Raw genomic sequence first — 18,724 nt, 5'->3', positions numbered from 1 at the left:
TGTTTCCTCCCCCTTTACATACCGACCGTAGCAGCCTGCATAATCACTTCCTGCGACGCTTCTTCAATCGGAATCTCCGCTGTCTTTTTCCCCTCGCACATAACCATGATCCTGTCGCTCATACGCAGGATTTCCGGCAGTTCGGAGGATATCATGATAATGGATTTTCCGGAAGCGGCCAGTTCGTTCATCAAATGATAAATTTCACTCTTAGCCCCTACGTCAATTCCTCTGGTGGGCTCATCAAAAATAAGAATATCGCAGTCACGCACCAGCCATTTGGCAATGACCACCTTCTGTTGGTTTCCTCCGGACAAGCTGAGTGTCGGCGTATTCACCGTAGGTGTTTTGGTATTCAGACGCTCCACATAATCCTGGGCCGTTGCCTCTTCACTCTTTCTGTTGATGAAGATTCCTTTTACAAATTTTTCAAGAGACGCCATAGTGGTGTTCTCCGCAATTGTTTTATCCAGTACCACGCCGTAACGCTTCCTGTCCTCGGAAAGATACCCGATTCCGGCTTTGACCGCATCCTGCGGGCTGTGTATTTCCACCTTTCTGCCGTTCACGTATATATCTCCGCTTTCTTTTCTGTCTGCTCCGAAAATGGCCCTTGCCGTTTCCGTCCGCCCTGCGCCCATCAGACCGGAAAAGCCGAGGATTTCACCCTTTCTCAGTTCAAAGCTGATATCCTGCACCATCTTTCCCGCCTGCAGATGCTCTACCTTCAGCACCACCGGTGCATCCGCCGGCACACTGCTTTCGGTTTTCGGATCCTCATAAATCGTACGGCCTACCATCATGTTGATGATGTCATCCTTGGTACAGTCTTTGCTGACTAAGGTTCCCACATACTCGCCGTCACGCATGACAGTTACCCTGTCGGTGATGATTTTAATTTCATCCATGCGGTGGGAAATATAGATAATACCGATGTTCCTGGCCCGCAGATCCCTTATGATTTTAAACAGCTCACTGATTTCCGAATCCGTCAGCGCCGCTGTCGGCTCATCAAACACCAATACCTTAACGTCCCTGGAAATGGCCTTGGCAATTTCGCACATCTGCTGTTTGCCTACAGTCAAATCCCCCATAACCTGGGAGGGGTCGATTTCAATGTTCAGCTTTTCAAACAGCTTCCCTGCTTCCTCATTCATCCTTCCGTCGTCTATGATTTTGCCTTTCATATACTCCCGTCCGATGAATATGTTCTGCGCCACAGTCAGCTGCTGCATCATGTTCAGTTCCTGATGCACAATCGCGATTCCCGCGTCCTGAGCCTCCCTGGGATTGGTAAACGCCACTTCTTTTCCTTCATATATAATCTGGCCGCTGTCTTTGAAATAAATGCCGGTCAGAATCTTCATAAGCGTGGATTTACCGGCTCCGTTCTCACCCATCAGCGCATGAATCTCGCCCCGGCGTACTTCCAGGTTTACCTTTTTCAGAGCATGGACTCCGGGAAAGGATTTATCGATATCCTTCATCGTCAGAATTACTTCCCCCACTTTTTCACCTTCCATCCCTTCTCTTTCAGATTAAACTGCCTTTTTCTCTCTTGCTGATGTTTTCATTATAGTGACACCTTAAATAAAACTACATGTGATTTTTTATAAAAAAAGGGTAAAAATTTACTGTTTTGTAAATTTTTACCCTTTTTGTTCTGCAAATACCACAAAAATATAGTTTTTCTTTGTTGATTCTTGTCGTGTTGACGAAGCACGACATAACCTTCGGAGGAAAGGAAAAGAGACGGACGAAGGGTGGGTTATCGGTTACTCTCCTTTAAAAGGAAAAAGCATTTCCTGGTTTTCATCCAGATACATATTTTCTCTCGTGATAAGGACGGAACCGGAATCGATCTGATCGGGAACCTTTTCTCCGTTCAGGGCTTTTACGGCAGTTTCTACGCCGAGGTATCCCATCTTGAAAGGGTTCTGGATTACCATCCCACGGAAAATACCGCCTTCCAGCATTTTTATTTCTTCCAGGGAGCTGTCAAAGCCTACAAAGCTGATTTTTCCTGCCAGCCCTTTGTCCACAATAGCGCGGGCAGCGCCTACGGCGGAGTATTCGTTGAGGCCTACCACAACGTCCACATCGGGGTGTTCCACAAGGATCTGCAGCATCAGCTGATAGGCTTTATCATAGTTGGAATCGCAGAAAACCACGTCCGCTATTTTTTCCGTGTCACTGCCCAGTCCTTCCCGCAGCCCCTGCTCCCGTTCCATGGCAGTGGAGGAATTCTTTACATGGGCTACCACCGCGATACGGGAGTCCGGCCTGAGGATTTCCTTGACGAATTCTCCCTGCAGCCTTCCGGCCTTTATGTTGTCGGTGGATATCATACATTCCGCTACCTTTGTGTCAATTTCGGAATCCAGAAGGAAGAGGCGGATTCCGTTTTCCACGATTTTTTCCGCCATAGGGGTGGTTTCGGTAAAGCTGGAGGGTGTGAGGACAATAGCATCCGGCTTCTCAAGAATGGCCTGTTCTATCAGTTCATTCTGCCGTACATAGTCATCCTCCGTCTCCGGCGCGCAGACGGAGAACTTCACTTCGTATTCCTCTGCCGCCATACGGGCGCCGTCGATTAGCTGTGTCCAGAAATCACTGTCGTCGATTGTCTTGGATATAAAAATAATGGACAGCTGTTTCTTTTCCCTGTCCTCTCTTCCGAAAGCGTAGGAAAGCAGGAACGCGGCGGCAATAAGGAGCAGGGCGGCAGAAAGGATTCTCTTTTTATTGGACATTATCATATTTTTCAGGACATGGCCTGTGTTATTTTTCAATAGTTTCCGCCTCCCCTCCGGCAAACGGGATCCTTATCGTGGCAGCCGTACCCTCGCCGGGAATGCTTTTATAAGAAATCCCGTATTCCTTTCCGTAATACAGCTGCAGACGCATCTGCACATTGCTGATGCCTATTCCGGATTTGGATTTGTGCCCGGTTTTAGGATCGAAAATATGCTCCAGAACCTCCGGTTCCATCCCTTTACCGTTATCATATACGGTGAGGTTAATGCAGCCGCTGCGGTGCACGCCGGTGATCTTGATGAGCCCCTTTCCGTCCTTATATTTGATTCCATGGTATATGGCATTTTCCACCACAGGCTGAAGCACCAGCTTGATGATCTGCTGCTCCAGGATTTCTTCTTCCACATGGATTTCAAATTCCATTTTATCCTGATACCGCATCTTCTGTATGGTCAGGTAGCTCCTGGCATAGTCAACCTCCCTTTTTATGGACACCAGCTCATCCTCGTTGCTGATGCTCTGCCGAAGCAACCTGGCCAGGGAAGAGGTCATGAGCACCACCTCTTTTGTTTTCCCGCCCTCCGCCATCCAGATAATGGAATCCAGGGTATTGTACAGAAAATGCGGATTGATCTGGGACTGCAGGGCCTTCAGCTCACTCAGGCGTTTCTGTTCCTGCTCGTAAGTATTCTGCTCCATAAGCTGCCGGATACGGACAATCATGATATTAAAGGTTTTTCCCAGGCTCGCAATTTCGTTATTTCCTTCTTCCTTTACCCGGATTCCTTCAAACTTTCCTTTTTCCGCTTCTTTCATGGAATCCTTCAGCCGTTCCAGCGGACGTGTGATTGCCGAAGAGAAAATCACACACAGCAGGATTGTCACCACAAGAAAGGCCGCTGTTATGACAATGTACAGCCTCTGGGCCTCCGAGCGCCCCCGCATCAGCTCCGCCATATCGGTAACTCCGACCACGCTCCAGCCGGTTTTATCCGATACGGAAATCGTGTACAGCCTTCTGTTTTTCTCATCGTCTGTGAGGAAAAAGCTGTCTTCACATTCCAGCACTTCATCGACCAGTTCTGTTTTCAGGGAGCTGTAGATGAGCTTCTGTTTGGGATGGTAAATGATTTTTCCGGTGGGATCGATGATATAAATATAATCCGAGCCGATATTGTTTCTTTCACACAGATCCTTCAGCGCCTTATAATTCAGATCAATGAAAAAAACTCCCATGATTTCCCCTGTATCGGGGTTTTCCAGCCCCCTGCTCATGGTGATCACCCATTTGTAATTATCCCTGATGACATTCTGCACATGGGATGAGGTAAGGCAGGTGCTGCCCTCCTCTTCTGCTTCACGGTACCAGTCCACACTGTAGAGTGGGATATTTTCATTCAGCACGTCGTTTCCGTCATTAATTATGCTTTTTCCGTCCCCTGAAAGCACGGCAATATTGGAAATATCCGTTCTGGTCTCCAGCACGGTGGAAAACTGGGTAACGATCCGGCGGTACAGATTGGGATCCCCGGAATTCCTTCCTTCCATCAGATAGGTCTGCACATCACTGCTGTGGGCCACCAGGGAGGATATATTTTCCATATAATCAATATAAGAATCAATATCCCTGTTAACCTGTCCGATGAGCCGGGTGGTATAGTCTATGGAATTGTTCAGAATCGTCCGTTCCGTATAATTCAGGGAAATGATATAGAAAAAAGTGAGCGTTGCCACGATCAAAGTGGAAAACACCGCCAGCATGGTGGTGCGGATACTGGAAAAGGGCAGAATCCCCTGCCTTCCCGGCTTTTCCTTTTCTTCCTTCATTCTTACTTCCTCTTTTCCCTTGCATATTCCGTAGGTGATTTCCCTATGGCTTTTTTAAAAGCTGCGCTGAAATAATGAGGATCGGAAAATCCTACCTTTTCAGCGATTTCATAGTTTTTCAAAGAAGTGTTTTCCAAAAGCTCCCTTGCCTTCTGCATCCGGATACCGGTGAGCACCTCCATAAAGGTCTCTCCAGTGATATTTTTAAAAATGGTGCTGAAACGGCTTGTGCTGATATTCAGATAAGAGCATACCGTACTCAGGCCCAGATCATTTTCTCCGTAATGCTTTTCTATGTATTCCATGGCAAGGAGGGCGTATTTTTTCCCGCCGTCATTCCTTCCCGTATCCAGCATTCCGGACACCTTCAGGAAATACTCTTCCATAACTCCAAGCGCCTGCTCCAGGCCCGCGGCTCCTATGATTTTTTCAAGAGTCCTCTCCTTTTCCCACAGGATATCCTGTTCCTCCAGCTGAAAGGTTCGAAGCAGCTCCACCGTTTCGTCCAGCTGCTGCTGAAGCTGAAGATTGACTCTTTCCCGGTTCCATGCCGCCCTGCGGATATCCTCTTTCATCTTGTCAACACACTGCTTGATCCCATCCCTGTCGCCGCGTTTTACACAGTCAAGGATTCTTTCCATGATGGCCTCCGCCTCGGAGCGTTCCGGCGTACCACTGATTTCCTCCAGGATCAGCACGGATTCTTCTCCATAGGTATAGCGGTACTGCAGGGCTGTCATCGCCTCTTCATAAGACCGGAACAGCTCTCCCCGTTCCTTTACACAGCCGCCGATCCCTATTGTGGTTTTCATATTCATGATTTCCAGGAGACGTCTGTTGATTTCTCCTGCAATTTCATGAAGCCGCTGCCCCAGCTCCGCCGGCCGGTTCGTTTCAAGAAGCAGCACCGTACGATAATCCTTTCCCTGGAATACCTCACCCGCATGCTGTTTTTCCACGATTTCCTGGGCTACATTATAAACGACAAAAGCCATGAGTGAACGCTCCTGCTTCTGCTTGTCATCCAGGCTGTTGGCATCACGGTAATCATCTATTTCCACCACCGTTACCCGAAAGGCGCTGCCCCAAAGGGTAATTCCCACATCCTCCAGCTCACGGTCGTTTTCCTCTCTCGTTTTATCCCCCATAACCAGGCTCATCAATGCATTGGAACGGACAAGCAGATGGTTCCGGTGATAGGTCGTGCTCATTTTTCCGATCCGCTCGTCCTTTTTCTTCTGTTCGCTGATTTTTTCCCCTACCTGCAGAAGGACCTCCGAAAGCTCAAAGGCCGTCACCGGCTTTAAAAGATATTCGGTAACCTGATATTTCAGGGCCTGCTTCGCATACTCAAATTCATCATAGCCGCTGAAAATAATGATTTTAATCTGAGGATATTCGCGGTACAAAAATTCACTTAACTGCAGGCCGTCCATATAGGGCATGCAGATATCCGTCAGCACCACATCCACCTCATGCTCCTTCACATAGGCCTGCGCTTCCCGTCCGTCCGCACATGCCGCCGCCAGTTCGTATCCCAGCTTTTCCCAGGGAACGTTGGCGCTGATTCCCTCCCTCGTCAGGATTTCATCATCTACCACAATTGCTTTTATCATTTTTATACCCCTTGTCCGATTCAGCCGCCGCCATTGTCCGCCCCTCCCGGACTGCAGCCCCCAATTTTCTTTATCATACCGAAAAAAAGGCTCTGTGTAAAGGTTCTTTCCTTACACAATCGGATCCCGGTACCACAATGCTGCTATTCAAGGTTCCAGTATGAGAAAAACGGAAAGCAGGGGGCCTCCCCTCAGCTTTCCGTCTTTCTGTTTTGAAAATGCTTTAACTCCTCGTTCATGTCCTTCGCCTTTTTGTCGGCAACAAACCACAAGACTCCCTCCGCCGCCAGACTGATAATCACTATCAGAAACATAAAAGGCAGCAGTACCTCCCAATCCGTTTTTCCGATGAAAAATACGATGCTGACCATAATTCCTTCCAGCAGAAGCAGCTGCAGCAGCTTCCGGACAAGCATCTGTCTGACGGAAAGCTCCTTCCTGCTGTAGGTCACCGCCGATGGCAGAATTCCCAGACCACCATAGATAACAGGAAGCAGAAAAGCCTGGTAGCCGAATCTGATTTCCGGCTCATATCGCATTCCCAGGAATGCCATAACCAGGTTCACACAGGTGACCACAACAAAAAAACTGATTACCAGGTGTTCGATAAACTCTCTTTTACTCATTCCCGCTCCCTTCTCTGCGTTTTAATATCTCACGCAGGCTGTTTACATATTTTCTGGATATGATAATATCCTCTCCGTTCTGCAGCCTGGCGCAAAGACGGCCATTCAGGGCCGGCCTCAGATAATCTATCCGCATCAGATTGACAACCGTCGTCCGGGAGCATCGGAAAAACTGCTTGCTTCCATATGCTTCCTCGAAAGCATACAGCTTCATTTTCACTTCATAAACCTTCTCTTTCGTATAAATAAAAAGACGGTTATCCACAGCCTCGGCATAATAAATCTCCGGAAGAGGGATCTGAAACTGTTTTCCGGCTTCATACCCCTCCAGGCTTTCCTGCCTGGACAGAATAAAATGCCGGATCTCCCGAACCGTATCCGTTACCTCATGGCAGCGTATCAGCACCTGTTCTTCCTGCTGCCGGTCAATCGTTTCCACCGTTACCCGCATATATCCCTGTCAGCCCCTTCCCGGCGCACCGCACTGTTTAAGCAGTTCCGTTCTTTTTTATATATCAATAATCAGTAAACCTCCTGAAGGGAAAGCTCCCCCTTTTCCTTCAGGTAATAATCAAAATATTCCAAAACCACCCGGTTCATCGTCATGATGCATTCCCTTGCATCACGCTTTCCTGTTCCCAGAAGCCCGGCAAGAGGCGGGGAAAAGAGCGGCAGATCCGTAAAATTCATATGCTCCGCATCATCAAAATGGATTTCTTTTGCCTCCTCCGCTTCAGCAAGTATCACATGATTCACATATTGATCTCCATACTTCAGGCCTTCCTCATAGTGTCCTGTGGTATCAATGCAAAGCAGGGGAACCGGATAAGGCTCGGTATTCATCAGATATTTTCCGTCTGTATAATCCAGTTCTTCTCCCAGCATGGTTCCGTCCAGATCAATAACCGCCTTTATACCGGGCGTTTCCCGCCCTACGGTAACCGCTGCCGCACCGCCGAGGGAATGCCCCATCAGCCCTGTCCGCTGTGTGTCTGCCAACCGGAAAGGCAAATCCGCCGTTTCCCGCCCGCATTCCTCTTCTATCCGGTCCAGCACAAAATTCATATCTTCCGTCCGAAGGTTTATCCAGGGCCTGTTGAGTGCAAAGACTTCCTCTTCTGGCATTCCTTCTTCGTTTACCCGGAATACATCGTTTATAAAATTTTTATCCGCCATTATTATCTGTCCGTCTTCCAGTTCTGAAAATATGGCATGATAGGGATGCTCCACACTGCATACCACATAGCCGTTACTTGCCAGCTCCATATAGGTGGAGTAATTGCTCATCCGATAGCCAAAGGCCCCATGTGAAAACACTACCAGCGGAAACTTCTCCTCCTTCTCCGTTGCCGGATACCAGAACTGTACCGCTACCTGCCTGAAAGATCCGTCATTCTGGAAGCTCTCCTCTCTGGTTTCATCCGTCCAGACATAGCTTGCCGTCTCACAGGCATAGCTTCCGGACGCAGGAACCGGCTTCATGGGCGGGAATAAAACCACCGGAAGCAGACAGAACGCCAATACCAGCAGGCGGAGCACCGCTCTTCCGATCCCTGCCTTCTTCCTCCTTTTCCTGACTAAGGCATACCATGCCCCTGCCAGGTTCCACAAAAGAAATGCCGCCGGAAAAATACAGGAATTCCTCCAGCCCCATACTCCTATTATGGAAAACAGGAGAAACAGCAGCAGTTCTCCGAGGCCGAAGAGCAGCTGAAAACCCGGAAGTCTCCTTTTACTGTATACAAAAATCCCTTCTTTTATTGCTTCTGCAAGGAAAAAAGCACCGATAAACCAATAGATAACCATAGACGCCTCCTGTCCGGTATTTCCTGCGAAGACTTTCCAAGATTATTTGGGTTCAGCTTATATAAATGCCCGCAGGATTTTGACCTGCTGCAAGTATAGAACGGGAGCATTTTTTTCTCAATAAGAAGCAGGGCAGAATGCAGAAAAGGGCGGTGAAATGCATTGTCTGTTATCTTTTTTTCAGGATATCCAGGGTATGATGACTCGTGCCTATCAGATCACCGCGTTCACAGACTGCGAAATGATAACGCATGTAAAGAGCAAACATATCATCATCCATGCTGTCGATTACCGGACGCATGTAACCGGTAGGCCCATCCGTAGCCACCAGCATTAATCGTTCTGCATCTATGGTTACATCCAACTTTTCAATATCTTCTGTCCGCGCCAGATGAAACAGATCCTCCGGCTCAGACAGGATATGAAAATCCTGTTCGCAGGCAATAAGATTATTTTCCTAATACACAATATTCAGAATATAGATCTTATGAAAATGAGATAGACTTTCTTCATTTATTATGATACCATACTTATTAGTGATGGATTTGATTTTTTAACTTCTTTGTGAATTAAATGTGAATAGCGAAACTTCTGGCTTACTATTAAATTTGTATTCAATTATAAAAAGGAAGGACTGAACCTATGACACAAAACGAAAAGCTTGACTTAATTATAGAAAAAATAACAGGTATTGATCAGGATGTCAATGGCCTTAAACAGGATGTTGCTGAACTGAGGCAAGACATGACCGGTCTTAAACAGGATGTTTCTGAATTGAGGCAGGATGTTACTGTTCTTCAACAGGATGTTTCTGAATTGAGGCAGGATGTTACTGTTCTTCAACAGGATGTTTCTGAATTGAAGCAGGATGTTACTGTTCTTAAACAGGATGTTTCTGAATTGAGACAGGATGTTACTGTTCTTCAACAGGATGTTTCTGAATTGAGGCAGGATGTTACTGTTCTTCAACAGAATGTGACTGATATTAAGGTTGATTTACAATGCCTTCACGCTGATGACCATATGATTCTTGATGAAATCGTACGTGTACATGGATTCTTGGAAAATCACATAAACGATGCGCAAAAACATACGGCATAAAAGTTTAAATTCGTATACTTAAGTACTAAAAGCAAATTTTTTTTCATTGCTGTCATTCTGATTTACCGGCTGTCATTAACCAAAAATAAGATCCCAGAGTACCTTACTTTTAAAATGTACTCTGGGATTTTCGTAATTACTAATGAAATTATAACTACCTGCAAAGGTCCTGTCAGCGATATCAGTTTTATTATCTACATCTGTTCTTCCAGTCTCTGCTGCGCAATCCAGTCAATGACAGCAGCCTGTTTCCCGCCGCAAATTACCGGCTGCCCATCGAAATCAAGCGTACACTGATTATTCAGCATAGGAATCCAGGCCCAGTGCCCTATATATGTATAGGGTGTACCGTCCTCATTAAAATACTGGCCGGTCTGGTCAGTGATATGATCCCAGAAAGTGAAATGGATATTTTTCCCTCCGGCAGCGATCAGCCTTTTATAGGTAGGAACCACACACTTGTCCGGAATAACCACCGGATCATCCTTTGAGTGGGTAAACCAGACAGGCTTTTGTGCGATATTCGCTATGTCCTTATCCGTTATAGCGCTGTCATCCAGAGCTTCGCACACCGGGAAGGCGGCCGCATATCTGCCGGGATTGCGGATCAACATTTTCATGGTCATGAAGCCACCGTTGGAATCTCCGCCCAGGTAAATCCGTTTTGTATCGATATCCTCATGTTCTTTGACGAAGTCTGCAATCAGACGCTCCAGGGGTTCCACATACATAGAGGAACCATCCTTTGTATATTCGCCGCTTCCATCATCCATCCACATGGTAGGCGCCTGGGGCGCCAGAAGATAAGCGCCGCCGAACAGCTTCTGGATTTCGGGCGAAATCAGGTTTACGACCTTATTTCCAGTCGCCGCGATTAATGGCTCTTTCCCGCCTTCCCCAGCGCCGTGCAGCCATATTAACAGCGGAACCTTATGAGCGTCCGCTTCTTCGGGACGGTAATAGCAGTAGGCCAGAGGGACTTCGGGATCTTCATGTACTGCCGTCTGCAGAAGTTCTCCGTAAATAAAGCGGTTCCCGCCGTTTTCGTCGAATACAAGGCCTTCCAGTGTATCCGCTCCGGTTTCTATGGGTGCGAGCTGGACTATTTTATAAGCCGTATTTACGGTTACATTAAAATTTCCGTCAAAACGGATGATGGATCCAAGACCCTCTCTGGGATCGCAGTACATACAAAGTGTAATGTACTCTCCGTCTTCAACACAGCAGCCTTCTGCGTCCGATACATACAGATCTGTGATTCTCCGGGTTCCTTTCATGGAATCATAGGGCTTTTCCCCCATAAATACAGGCCAGGCAAAATCTTCTCCCGACATGGCGGTGCGCTTAACGGAAACCCTGAACTGATTTTCAGTAAGCTTCGCGCCTTTCAGGCTTCTTCCCACATGCAATATCACTTTACTGATATGTGGGCCAAAATCAAATACCTCGGTTATTGTTTTATACTGTCTTCCCATCTCTTTTCTCCTTCATCCTTTATATTTTTATCCTTTTACACCGCCCAAAGTGATACCCTTTACAAAGTTTTTCTGAATAAACGGATAGATGACCACAATCGGCAGAATGCCCAGCGTTGCCATTGCCATACGTACGGATACGGAAGGAATTTCCGACAGTCCCTGATTCACATTCCCCACCTGGCTCGCATTCTGTGTCAGAGCATTGATATTCTGCATCAGACGGTTTAAGAGGTTCTGAATGCTGTAGAGATCGGTCCTTTTTACCAGATAGATATAGCCGTTGTTCCAGTCATTCCAGTAGGCGATTCCGGCGAACATTCCTATCGTGGCGATGATCGGCTTTGACAAGGGAACTGCGATTTTTCTCATGGTCTGGAATTCACTCGCCCCATCAATATAAGCCGCTTCGAGAATTTCATCCGGCACACTGCTGACAAAATAACTTTTCATCAGCAGGACATTAAATGCGTTCATCAATAAGGACGGAACCAGCAGAGCAAAAATGGTATCCTTAATATGGAAGACGTTGGTATAGTTAATGTAGGTCGGTACAAGGCCGCCGTTAAAAAGCATAGTGAACACAACAAGGAACGTGAATATCTTCCTGCCCGGCAGGCTTTTTTTAGCAAGGCCATAGGCGAGGCCGATGGTCAGAAGAAGGCTGCAGGCGGTTCCTGCCGTTGTGATCAGGAAGGAAATTCCGTATGCCTTCAGCACCATACCGCCATTGGAGGCGAACACCCATTTATAAGCATAGACGCTCCATTCTTTCGGGAAAAAAGAGTACCCGTCGCGCAGAAGCGCCCCATTGGAGGTCAGGGATGATATGACCATCAGAATAATAGGGATGACTGCCGCTGCCGACAGTACAAGCATGACAGCATGACCAACCGCGTTAAATATTTTATCTTCTCTTGTTTTCATAATCCATTACCTTCCTTTTTACCAGAGTGCGCTTTCATTATCAATCCTGCGCACGACCAAATTTGCAGCCAGAATCAGGATGAATCCGACGATGGACTGATATACACCGGCTGCGGCCGACATGGAAATATTGCCAAGCTGCAGAAGCCCGCGGTAGACGTATGTATCAATGGTCTGTGTTGTGGAATACAGCGCTCCCTGATTCATGGGAACCTGATAGAACAGCCCGAAGTCAGAGTAGAAAATACGTCCAATCGCCATCAGCGTCAGCATGATTATGGTAGGCTTAAGCATTGGGAGTGTTATGTATCGGATCTGCTGCATTTTCGTCGCCCCGTCAATCTGGGCCGATTCATAATAGGAACGATCAAAACCCATCAGAGTTGAAAGATAAATGATGCAGTTATAACCGATCGCTTTCCATGCGCTGACAAAAACAAGGATGAACGGCCAGTATTTGGGTTCGGAATACCAGTTGATCCCTTCTTTCCCGAACAAAGGCAGGATCGCGTTGTTCACAAAGCCATTTTCCACAGAAAGGAACGCGAATACCAGGTACCCCACGATAACGGAGGAAACGAGGTAAGGAAGTAAAATCAGGCTCTGGTAGGCTTTTTTTGCCCTGCCCCACATTTCGCTTAAGAGGATTGCGACAAAGATTGCAAGAATCGTATTGATCACGATGAAGGCCAGATTATAGCAGATCGTATTTCTCGTGATCACCCAGGCGTCGTTTGTCGTGAACAGGTATTCAAAATTTTTGAATCCAATCCAGTCACTTTTATAGATACCCTTTCTTGCATTATACTGTTTGAACGCTACAATCAGTCCCGGCAGAGGCATATAGTTATTAATGAACAGATAAACAAGCCCCGGAAGCATGATAAGGTAAATGGGGATATAGCGGCGGAATCTCCGCCATGTCATTTTGGTTCTGCGGTCTGTCCTGACCGCTTTCATTTTCTGCGCTTTAGACATCGTCATCGATACGCTCCTTTCGTTACCATAAGGCAGTCTGCCAAATATCCTGTCATTTTGCTGCAATATGGCGGCAGCAAAACACATTGCCGCTCACTGTATCCTGATTATAGCCTGCCTGCAGCGGCACAAAAAACAACAATCCTGACTTGTATTGGTATTATCCGGACATTGTAATCCGCATTTCTTGACAATTAAAATAGGAATGACTACACTGATAAAGTACTCTGTTGCAACAGAGCTGCACAAGGGGAGGTTCCGATGAAAAAGAAACTGCAGCAGTTATCTGTAAACACCTATACGCTTTTTCTGTTGTTTGTAGTTCTTCTGTTTTTTCTTGCGCTCATCGTCTTCCATAATTATAAAGCCACCTCCCTCCTGCTGAACCATGTGTACTATAACACACAGGACACTGTGGTTCTGTATCAAAAGCAGATCGATTCCGAGCTGGACCGGATAGAAACATATCTTTATACCGTTGCGATTGATAATGCGGATTATACAAACCTGATTTACAAGGACTTCGGTTCCACCTCCTGGTACAGTTCTCTTTATCATCTGAATAAAAATTTCAATGGCGCGCTGTCGGTGTATACGGCAGATGGATTTCTGTTTTATCTTCCTGCCAACGATACCTTTCTGTTCTCCAACCAGATCGCAAATATCAGTGTGGCTATGCAGAGCACACTTCGGAATGTGATTTCCGGGGATGATATTTTCCGGGACTGGGAAATCACAGAGATAAACGGCTCCTGTTATCTTGTCCGTTTTATTAATATAGGAGGGGCCCGCCTCGGTGCGCTGGTCGGCGTCAGTTCCCTGCTGGGTTCTCTCACAAACACGGATTCCGATGAGGTGGCCCTGTATCTCACCACCCCTGAAAATCGTTTGTACGGCCCGGGAACGGAATCCGTGGAATTGAATTTTGAAATTCTTACCGATACCTACGGGATTAAAAATATTGACGGTCAGAAAATGCTGATTGTACAGCAGCCTCTTTCTAACGGCGAACTTTATCTGACAAGAATGATACCCTACTCTGAAGTTCAGGCTCTGAACGCCTCCTTAAACCGTGATGCGTTTATTACGACGGCACTGTTTCTCAGCATCTGCCTATCCCTTGTCTTTTTTGTAAAAAGACAGATCATCCGGCCTGTCACAAATCTGACGAACGCCCTGGAGGATGTATCGGGCGGCAACCTGGAAAACCATATTTCCACGGCGGGGCAGCTCAAGGAATACCGCCAGATGTCAACCACCTTTAATGAAATGGTTACAGAAATAAAAAATCTGAAAATCGATGTCTACGAAGATAAGCTCCAGTATCAGGAGCTTGAAAATCAGTATTTAAAGCAGCAGATCACACCGCATTTCATGATCAACTGCCTGAATACGGCTTATCAGCTTTCGGAGCCGGAGCATCTGGATCTGTCACGTTCCATGCTTATGGATCTCAGCAGGCATCTGCGTTATACCCTGTCTTCCGGTCAAACCGTACCTCTGCATGAAGATCTGGATTTGGTAAAAAACTATGTGGAGATGTCAGGAATCCGTTATCCGGGCTGTCTGGCTCTTTATTCAAACTGCCCTGATGCATTCCGTCAGGCGGTTATTGTGCCGCTGCTCATTTTAAATTTCATTGAAAATACGATCAAATACGAAGTGGTGATGGGAAAAGTCCTGGAAATGCATATAGATATCACCTCGTATGAAACAAATGACGAAATCCGGCTGCATATCTGTATCTGGGATAACGGAAAGGGATTTTCTCCGAAAATGCTTGCCAGGATAACGGATCCCTCTTATCCATCGGCCGGTGATACCTCGCATATCGGAATAACAAATGTGATTTTCAGAATGCGTCATATTTTTCCTGACGCCCGGTTTGTATTCAGCAATCGTCCCGGTGAAGGAGCGCAGATAGATATTGAGTTCCCATATCAGCCGTATGAAGATACGGCAAAGCAGGGCCTGTAGAAAAGGGGAGGAAAAATGAATTTACTGATTGTGGATGATGAATATTACAGCGCGGAAGGCACCAAGAAAAAGATAGCGCAGAAAGGGCCGCTTTTTGACGAAATATTCTGTGCCTATAATATGACTCAGGCATTGGAATATCTTGCAGGTCACAGTGTTGCCATCATGATACTGGACATCGAAATGCCGGGAGGAAGCGGACTGGAGCTTTTGGATCATATCCGTCAGCAGGGATTGGATACCATCTGCATTTTTTTGACCGCTTATGCCAAGTTTGAATATATTTCAAAGGCAATGAGGCTGACCAGCATTGATTATCTGTTAAAGCCGGTGGCGGAAGAGGATCTTCTCAGCGCGGTTTCAAAAGCGGTGAACCAGTATCGTCAGCAGGCGAATGCAAAGCTGGAGACACAGCAGGCAAATTACTGGAAGGAAAGTGAGCTTTATCTGTGGGAGCTGTTCTGGCTGGATCTATCCGAAGGAGCTGTTTCCAACAGGAAAGAGGATATCATCAGCGAACTGAATTTGCGGAATCTGAATCCTGCCGCGGCCGATCTTTCTTATCTTGTTCTTTTAATCCAGTGTAACGGCATGGACAAACTCCCCGTGGAAAAAGACCTGCATGAATTTCTCCTGAAAAATATCGTACGGGAATATTTTTATAACAGAGAGGAAATCCCTGTGGCTGTGCGCCAAAGCAGACAATTTTATTTCCTGCCGCTGCCCGAAGCGGGACGCAGCAGAGAAGCGCTGCTGTCCCGGTGCGGGCAGGCGCTGACAGACTTTGTCCCCCGCTTCCCCAATACATTCAACTTTTATATCGCCGCTTCGGGCTGCAGGATTTCAGATTTTCAGGAAACCCTGAAAGGACTGCAGGATGCGGCTATAAAAAATGTATCCCGGGAAAATTATGTATTTGACCTTGCACAATACACGAATGCGGAGACCGCAGGATCCGATGTGGACTTTACCACAAAACGCTGGAGCGACCTGCTGCTGTCCCGTAAAATCGGGAATCTTCTGTCTGAAACGGATATGTTCCTGAATTCGCTGCAGCACTCCCACAGCATAACCCGGGATACCCTCTCCAATTTTTATTACAGCTTTCTGCAGACGCTGTTCAGCTGCATGGAGATTTCCAACGCAGATGCTCTCCCAATGTTTCAAAAACAGATCTCTCAGTTTTCCGTTGAGAAGGCCTGCTCGTCCGTACAGAACCTGCGGGAATGGGTCAGCGGAGTGCTGGAACAATATGAAGAATATATCACAAATGCATCGAATCAGGATGCTGCTGTCACTACGATAAAAAATTATATCCATTCACATCTGGAGCAGGATTTGACAAGGGAATCACTGGCGGCCATGGTATATCTTACACCGGATTATCTCTCTCATTTATTTAAACGTGAGACTGGCTTTTCACTGACCAATTATATTATTTATGAACGGATTGAAGAAGCCAAACGGATGCTGGCGGGGACAGATAAAAGTGTCAGCGAGATTGCCACCAGATGCGGTTTTCAGAATATATCTTACTTTTCCAGGCAGTTCAGGCGTTTTACAGGGGTAACGCCGAGGGAGTTCCGGGGATAGGGGTTCTGCATGATAATTCGAAAAAAGAGGACCGGTGAAGCTTTTTCTGCTTCATCAGTCCTCTTTTTGGGTTTTGTTCCGTCCTATCTGGCAGCAGCCCAGGCATCAAGCTGCGCCTGTTTTTCATCAATGATCTTCTGAAGGCCCGCATTGTTCATTTTTTCCAGCATTTCGGGAATTCCTACCTCCGGATCCACGAAGCCGTACTCCAGGCTTTTCTGATATTCTTCATATACGTTTGTAACCGAGGTCAGTTCTGTTGCGATTTTCGTGCTGTCAAAGGCAAAGCCCAGGGCAGGGGATTTAATGGCTTCATTATTAAAGGTTTCCGTCCGTTCCCACAGATCCGCAGTATTTCCTACCAGGACCGTACTGGCGAACTGATTGGGATACAGCCAGTTCAATGTAGAGTAGGTATCCGGGCTTGAGCCAGCGTTGGCATCCAGGAAACCATCTTCCGTGATTTCATAATGTACCCCTTCAATTCCGTAAATAATAAGGTCCGCCAGCTGGGGATTGGTATACAGTTCATTCAACAGAATCATAGAGGCTTTGGGATTTGCCGTAGTTATGGGCATAACCCAGGGATAGCTTGATATGGAAGAGGAAGAAATATAATCCTCCCTGGTCTGGAAGATAGTCATATCCCGCCCGTCACCGGTGGATTCCTGAACCTTGCTGCCCGGTTTGCCACCGGTGCCATATGCCATCAGAACATTTTCCTTTACCAGAGTGCCCACATTTGTGGTATCCGCCGCGGCATCCTTGCTTATATAGCCAAGCTGATTCCAGTTATATACTCTCTTACAGAAATTCATATATTCATCGGACTCAAACAGATTTATAATCTTAAGCTCATCACTTGTTCCCAGAAGGACACCAAAGTTATTTCCGCCAATCTGATCGATCATGGTCTGCTGAACCAGGTCATTTGCCGCAGGGCGGTATACCTCAAGATTAGGATACTGGGCATGCAGCTTTGCAAAAATATCATTCAGCTCATCTTCCGTAATTTTAATGATTTCGCCGGCATCTGCAGGGGCTTCATAGCCAACCGCATCCAGATATTCGGTACCTACCGCAATACAGCCGCGGCCTGCCGCATAATCACGGGTATTGGTGAGGCCATAGAGAACTCCGCCGACCCGGCAGGCATCAATATATTCCTGGCCGAGTACATCGATGATCCCCTGGCCATAGGTCTGAAGCAGCTCATCCTCTTCCAGATCCATCAGATAACCCTGGTTTACCATATTGGAATAGCTTGAAAACAATGTACTCAGGACATCAATCTGTTCCCCGCTGGAAAGCGCAAGCGTCATATTCTGCTTATAGGAGCCGGAATCACTGATCTGGAATTCCACCTCAATATTATATTTCTCTCTTAAAATCTCATTCACTTTTTCCGTGACCATCTCCGTATCCGCAGGCGCGCCTGTCCATGTAGGAAAGGCCACAATCAAATGCTGCAGTTCTTCAAAATAAAGATCCCCCGCCGCCGCATCCGCAGCTTCTGAACTGCCTGAATCCGCCGCTTCAGATTGCCCGGATGCTGCAGAAGGACTGTCTGTACCGGCCAAACTGCTGCCGCCATTGCCGCCGCAGGCAGTAAGGCCGGCTGTCATCATGGCTGCGAGCATGAATGCTAACACTTTCTTTTTCATATCATTTTCCTCTCTTTCTTAATTGCACTGTGAAATCGTTCTTCTGATGTTACATTCATTTTATGGGAAGCATTCCTTTGAAAAAAGAACGATTCTGCTGTCAATTGACACAATACTGTCAAAAGGAAACAGTTTTGTTCTGTTTTCATGGCGGCATCATTTTTATAATTAAAGTATCATTTACACAACCTTCGCGCCTGCGTCTGCGCCCGCTGCCCGTCTGCTTGCCGTTTGTCCTTCCTCCTGGCCCAGGCCATGCAGGGATTCCTGTAAGGGGCGTTATAAGCTCGCCGGTCCTTAGGCTGCGTATTTTGCAGCCTTAGTACCGCTGCGTGATTATCCGAGCGATAAGCAAAAACGACTAAAGTCGTTCCCCT

Annotated in this window: 15 protein-coding genes; 3 read left to right on the top strand and 12 right to left on the bottom strand. The window is 46.9% G+C overall.

Annotated elements, in window-relative coordinates; translation table 11 throughout:
• Nucleotides 1–14: 14 nt before the first annotated feature.
• The 8 genes from BLA28_RS12410 to BLA28_RS33385 all read right to left on the bottom strand — a co-directional run bounded on the left by BLA28_RS12410 (nucleotide 15) and on the right by BLA28_RS33385 (nucleotide 8,996).
• Nucleotides 15–1,508: a sugar ABC transporter ATP-binding protein gene (locus BLA28_RS12410; protein ID WP_069159151.1), complete on the bottom strand. Its 1,494-nt coding sequence runs from the start codon at nucleotides 1,506–1,508 to the stop codon at nucleotides 15–17.
• A 267-nt stretch (nucleotides 1,509–1,775) separates the two neighbouring features.
• Entirely contained in the window at nucleotides 1,776–2,792 is a 1,017-nt protein-coding gene (locus BLA28_RS12405) for a substrate-binding domain-containing protein (RefSeq protein WP_081330190.1), read from the bottom strand.
• On the bottom strand, nucleotides 2,782–4,584 hold the full coding sequence (locus BLA28_RS12400; RefSeq protein ID WP_069158986.1) for a cache domain-containing sensor histidine kinase: 1,803 nt from the start codon (nucleotides 4,582–4,584) through the stop codon (nucleotides 2,782–2,784). The genes BLA28_RS12405 and BLA28_RS12400 overlap by 11 nt, the downstream gene beginning before the upstream one ends.
• A 2-nt stretch (nucleotides 4,585–4,586) precedes the next feature.
• Nucleotides 4,587–6,200: a response regulator gene (locus BLA28_RS12395; RefSeq protein ID WP_069158985.1), complete on the bottom strand. Its 1,614-nt coding sequence runs from the start codon at nucleotides 6,198–6,200 to the stop codon at nucleotides 4,587–4,589.
• A 191-nt stretch (nucleotides 6,201–6,391) separates the two neighbouring features.
• The gene (locus BLA28_RS12390; RefSeq protein WP_009250766.1) at nucleotides 6,392–6,826 is read right to left on the bottom strand and encodes a hypothetical protein; all 435 of its coding nucleotides are present in this window, start codon (nucleotides 6,824–6,826) and stop codon (nucleotides 6,392–6,394) included.
• Nucleotides 6,819–7,277 (bottom strand): LytTR family DNA-binding domain-containing protein, encoded by a 459-nt coding sequence (locus BLA28_RS12385; RefSeq protein WP_069158984.1) that lies wholly within the window; start codon nucleotides 7,275–7,277, stop codon nucleotides 6,819–6,821. The genes BLA28_RS12390 and BLA28_RS12385 overlap by 8 nt, the downstream gene beginning before the upstream one ends.
• Before the next feature lie 71 nt (nucleotides 7,278–7,348).
• Complete coding sequence (locus BLA28_RS12380) at nucleotides 7,349–8,632, bottom strand: alpha/beta hydrolase family protein (RefSeq protein ID WP_069158983.1); 1,284 nt, start codon at nucleotides 8,630–8,632, stop codon at nucleotides 7,349–7,351.
• A 169-nt stretch (nucleotides 8,633–8,801) separates the two neighbouring features.
• Nucleotides 8,802–8,996 carry a hypothetical protein gene (locus BLA28_RS33385; protein ID WP_176726840.1) on the bottom strand — a complete coding sequence of 65 codons (195 nt, stop codon included), beginning with the start codon at nucleotides 8,994–8,996 and terminating at the stop codon, nucleotides 8,802–8,804.
• Between the two features lie 278 nt (nucleotides 8,997–9,274).
• On the opposite strand from BLA28_RS33385, the gene BLA28_RS12375 reads away from it, so the two are divergent.
• Entirely contained in the window at nucleotides 9,275–9,733 is a 459-nt protein-coding gene (locus BLA28_RS12375; protein ID WP_069158982.1) for a hypothetical protein, read from the top strand.
• A gap of 194 nt (nucleotides 9,734–9,927) precedes the next feature.
• On the opposite strand, the gene BLA28_RS12370 is transcribed toward BLA28_RS12375, so the two are convergent.
• Genes BLA28_RS12370 through BLA28_RS12360 form a run of 3 tightly spaced genes read right to left on the bottom strand, consistent with a single transcriptional unit; the run spans nucleotide 9,928 to nucleotide 13,119 of the window.
• A complete protein-coding gene (locus BLA28_RS12370; RefSeq protein ID WP_069158981.1) occupies nucleotides 9,928–11,208 on the bottom strand; it encodes a prolyl oligopeptidase family serine peptidase in 1,281 nt (426 codons plus the stop codon).
• Between the two features lie 27 nt (nucleotides 11,209–11,235).
• On the bottom strand, nucleotides 11,236–12,135 hold the full coding sequence (locus BLA28_RS12365) for a carbohydrate ABC transporter permease (protein ID WP_069153826.1): 900 nt from the start codon (nucleotides 12,133–12,135) through the stop codon (nucleotides 11,236–11,238).
• An 18-nt stretch (nucleotides 12,136–12,153) separates the two neighbouring features.
• A complete protein-coding gene (locus tag BLA28_RS12360) occupies nucleotides 12,154–13,119 on the bottom strand; it encodes an ABC transporter permease (RefSeq protein WP_330385377.1) in 966 nt (321 codons plus the stop codon).
• Nucleotides 13,120–13,374: 255 nt separating this feature from the next.
• On the opposite strand from BLA28_RS12360, the gene BLA28_RS12355 reads away from it, so the two are divergent.
• Together BLA28_RS12355 and BLA28_RS12350 are read left to right on the top strand one after the other, a co-directional pair.
• Nucleotides 13,375–15,090, top strand: a complete 1,716-nt coding sequence (locus tag BLA28_RS12355) for a sensor histidine kinase (protein ID WP_069158980.1) — start codon at nucleotides 13,375–13,377, stop codon at nucleotides 15,088–15,090.
• Between the two features lie 15 nt (nucleotides 15,091–15,105).
• Nucleotides 15,106–16,683, top strand: coding sequence for a response regulator transcription factor (locus tag BLA28_RS12350; RefSeq protein ID WP_069158979.1), 1,578 nt, complete (start codon nucleotides 15,106–15,108; stop codon nucleotides 16,681–16,683).
• Nucleotides 16,684–16,766: 83 nt separating this feature from the next.
• On the opposite strand, the gene BLA28_RS12345 is transcribed toward BLA28_RS12350, so the two are convergent.
• Nucleotides 16,767–18,347: an ABC transporter substrate-binding protein gene (locus tag BLA28_RS12345; RefSeq protein ID WP_069158978.1), complete on the bottom strand. Its 1,581-nt coding sequence runs from the start codon at nucleotides 18,345–18,347 to the stop codon at nucleotides 16,767–16,769.
• Nucleotides 18,348–18,724 lie beyond the last annotated feature (377 nt).

It is taken from the genome of Eisenbergiella tayi (assembly GCF_001881565.1).
In the GTDB taxonomy this organism is placed as follows: Bacteria; Bacillota; Clostridia; order Lachnospirales; family Lachnospiraceae; genus Eisenbergiella; species Eisenbergiella tayi.
This window is presented reverse-complemented; position numbering and strand designations above follow the sequence as displayed.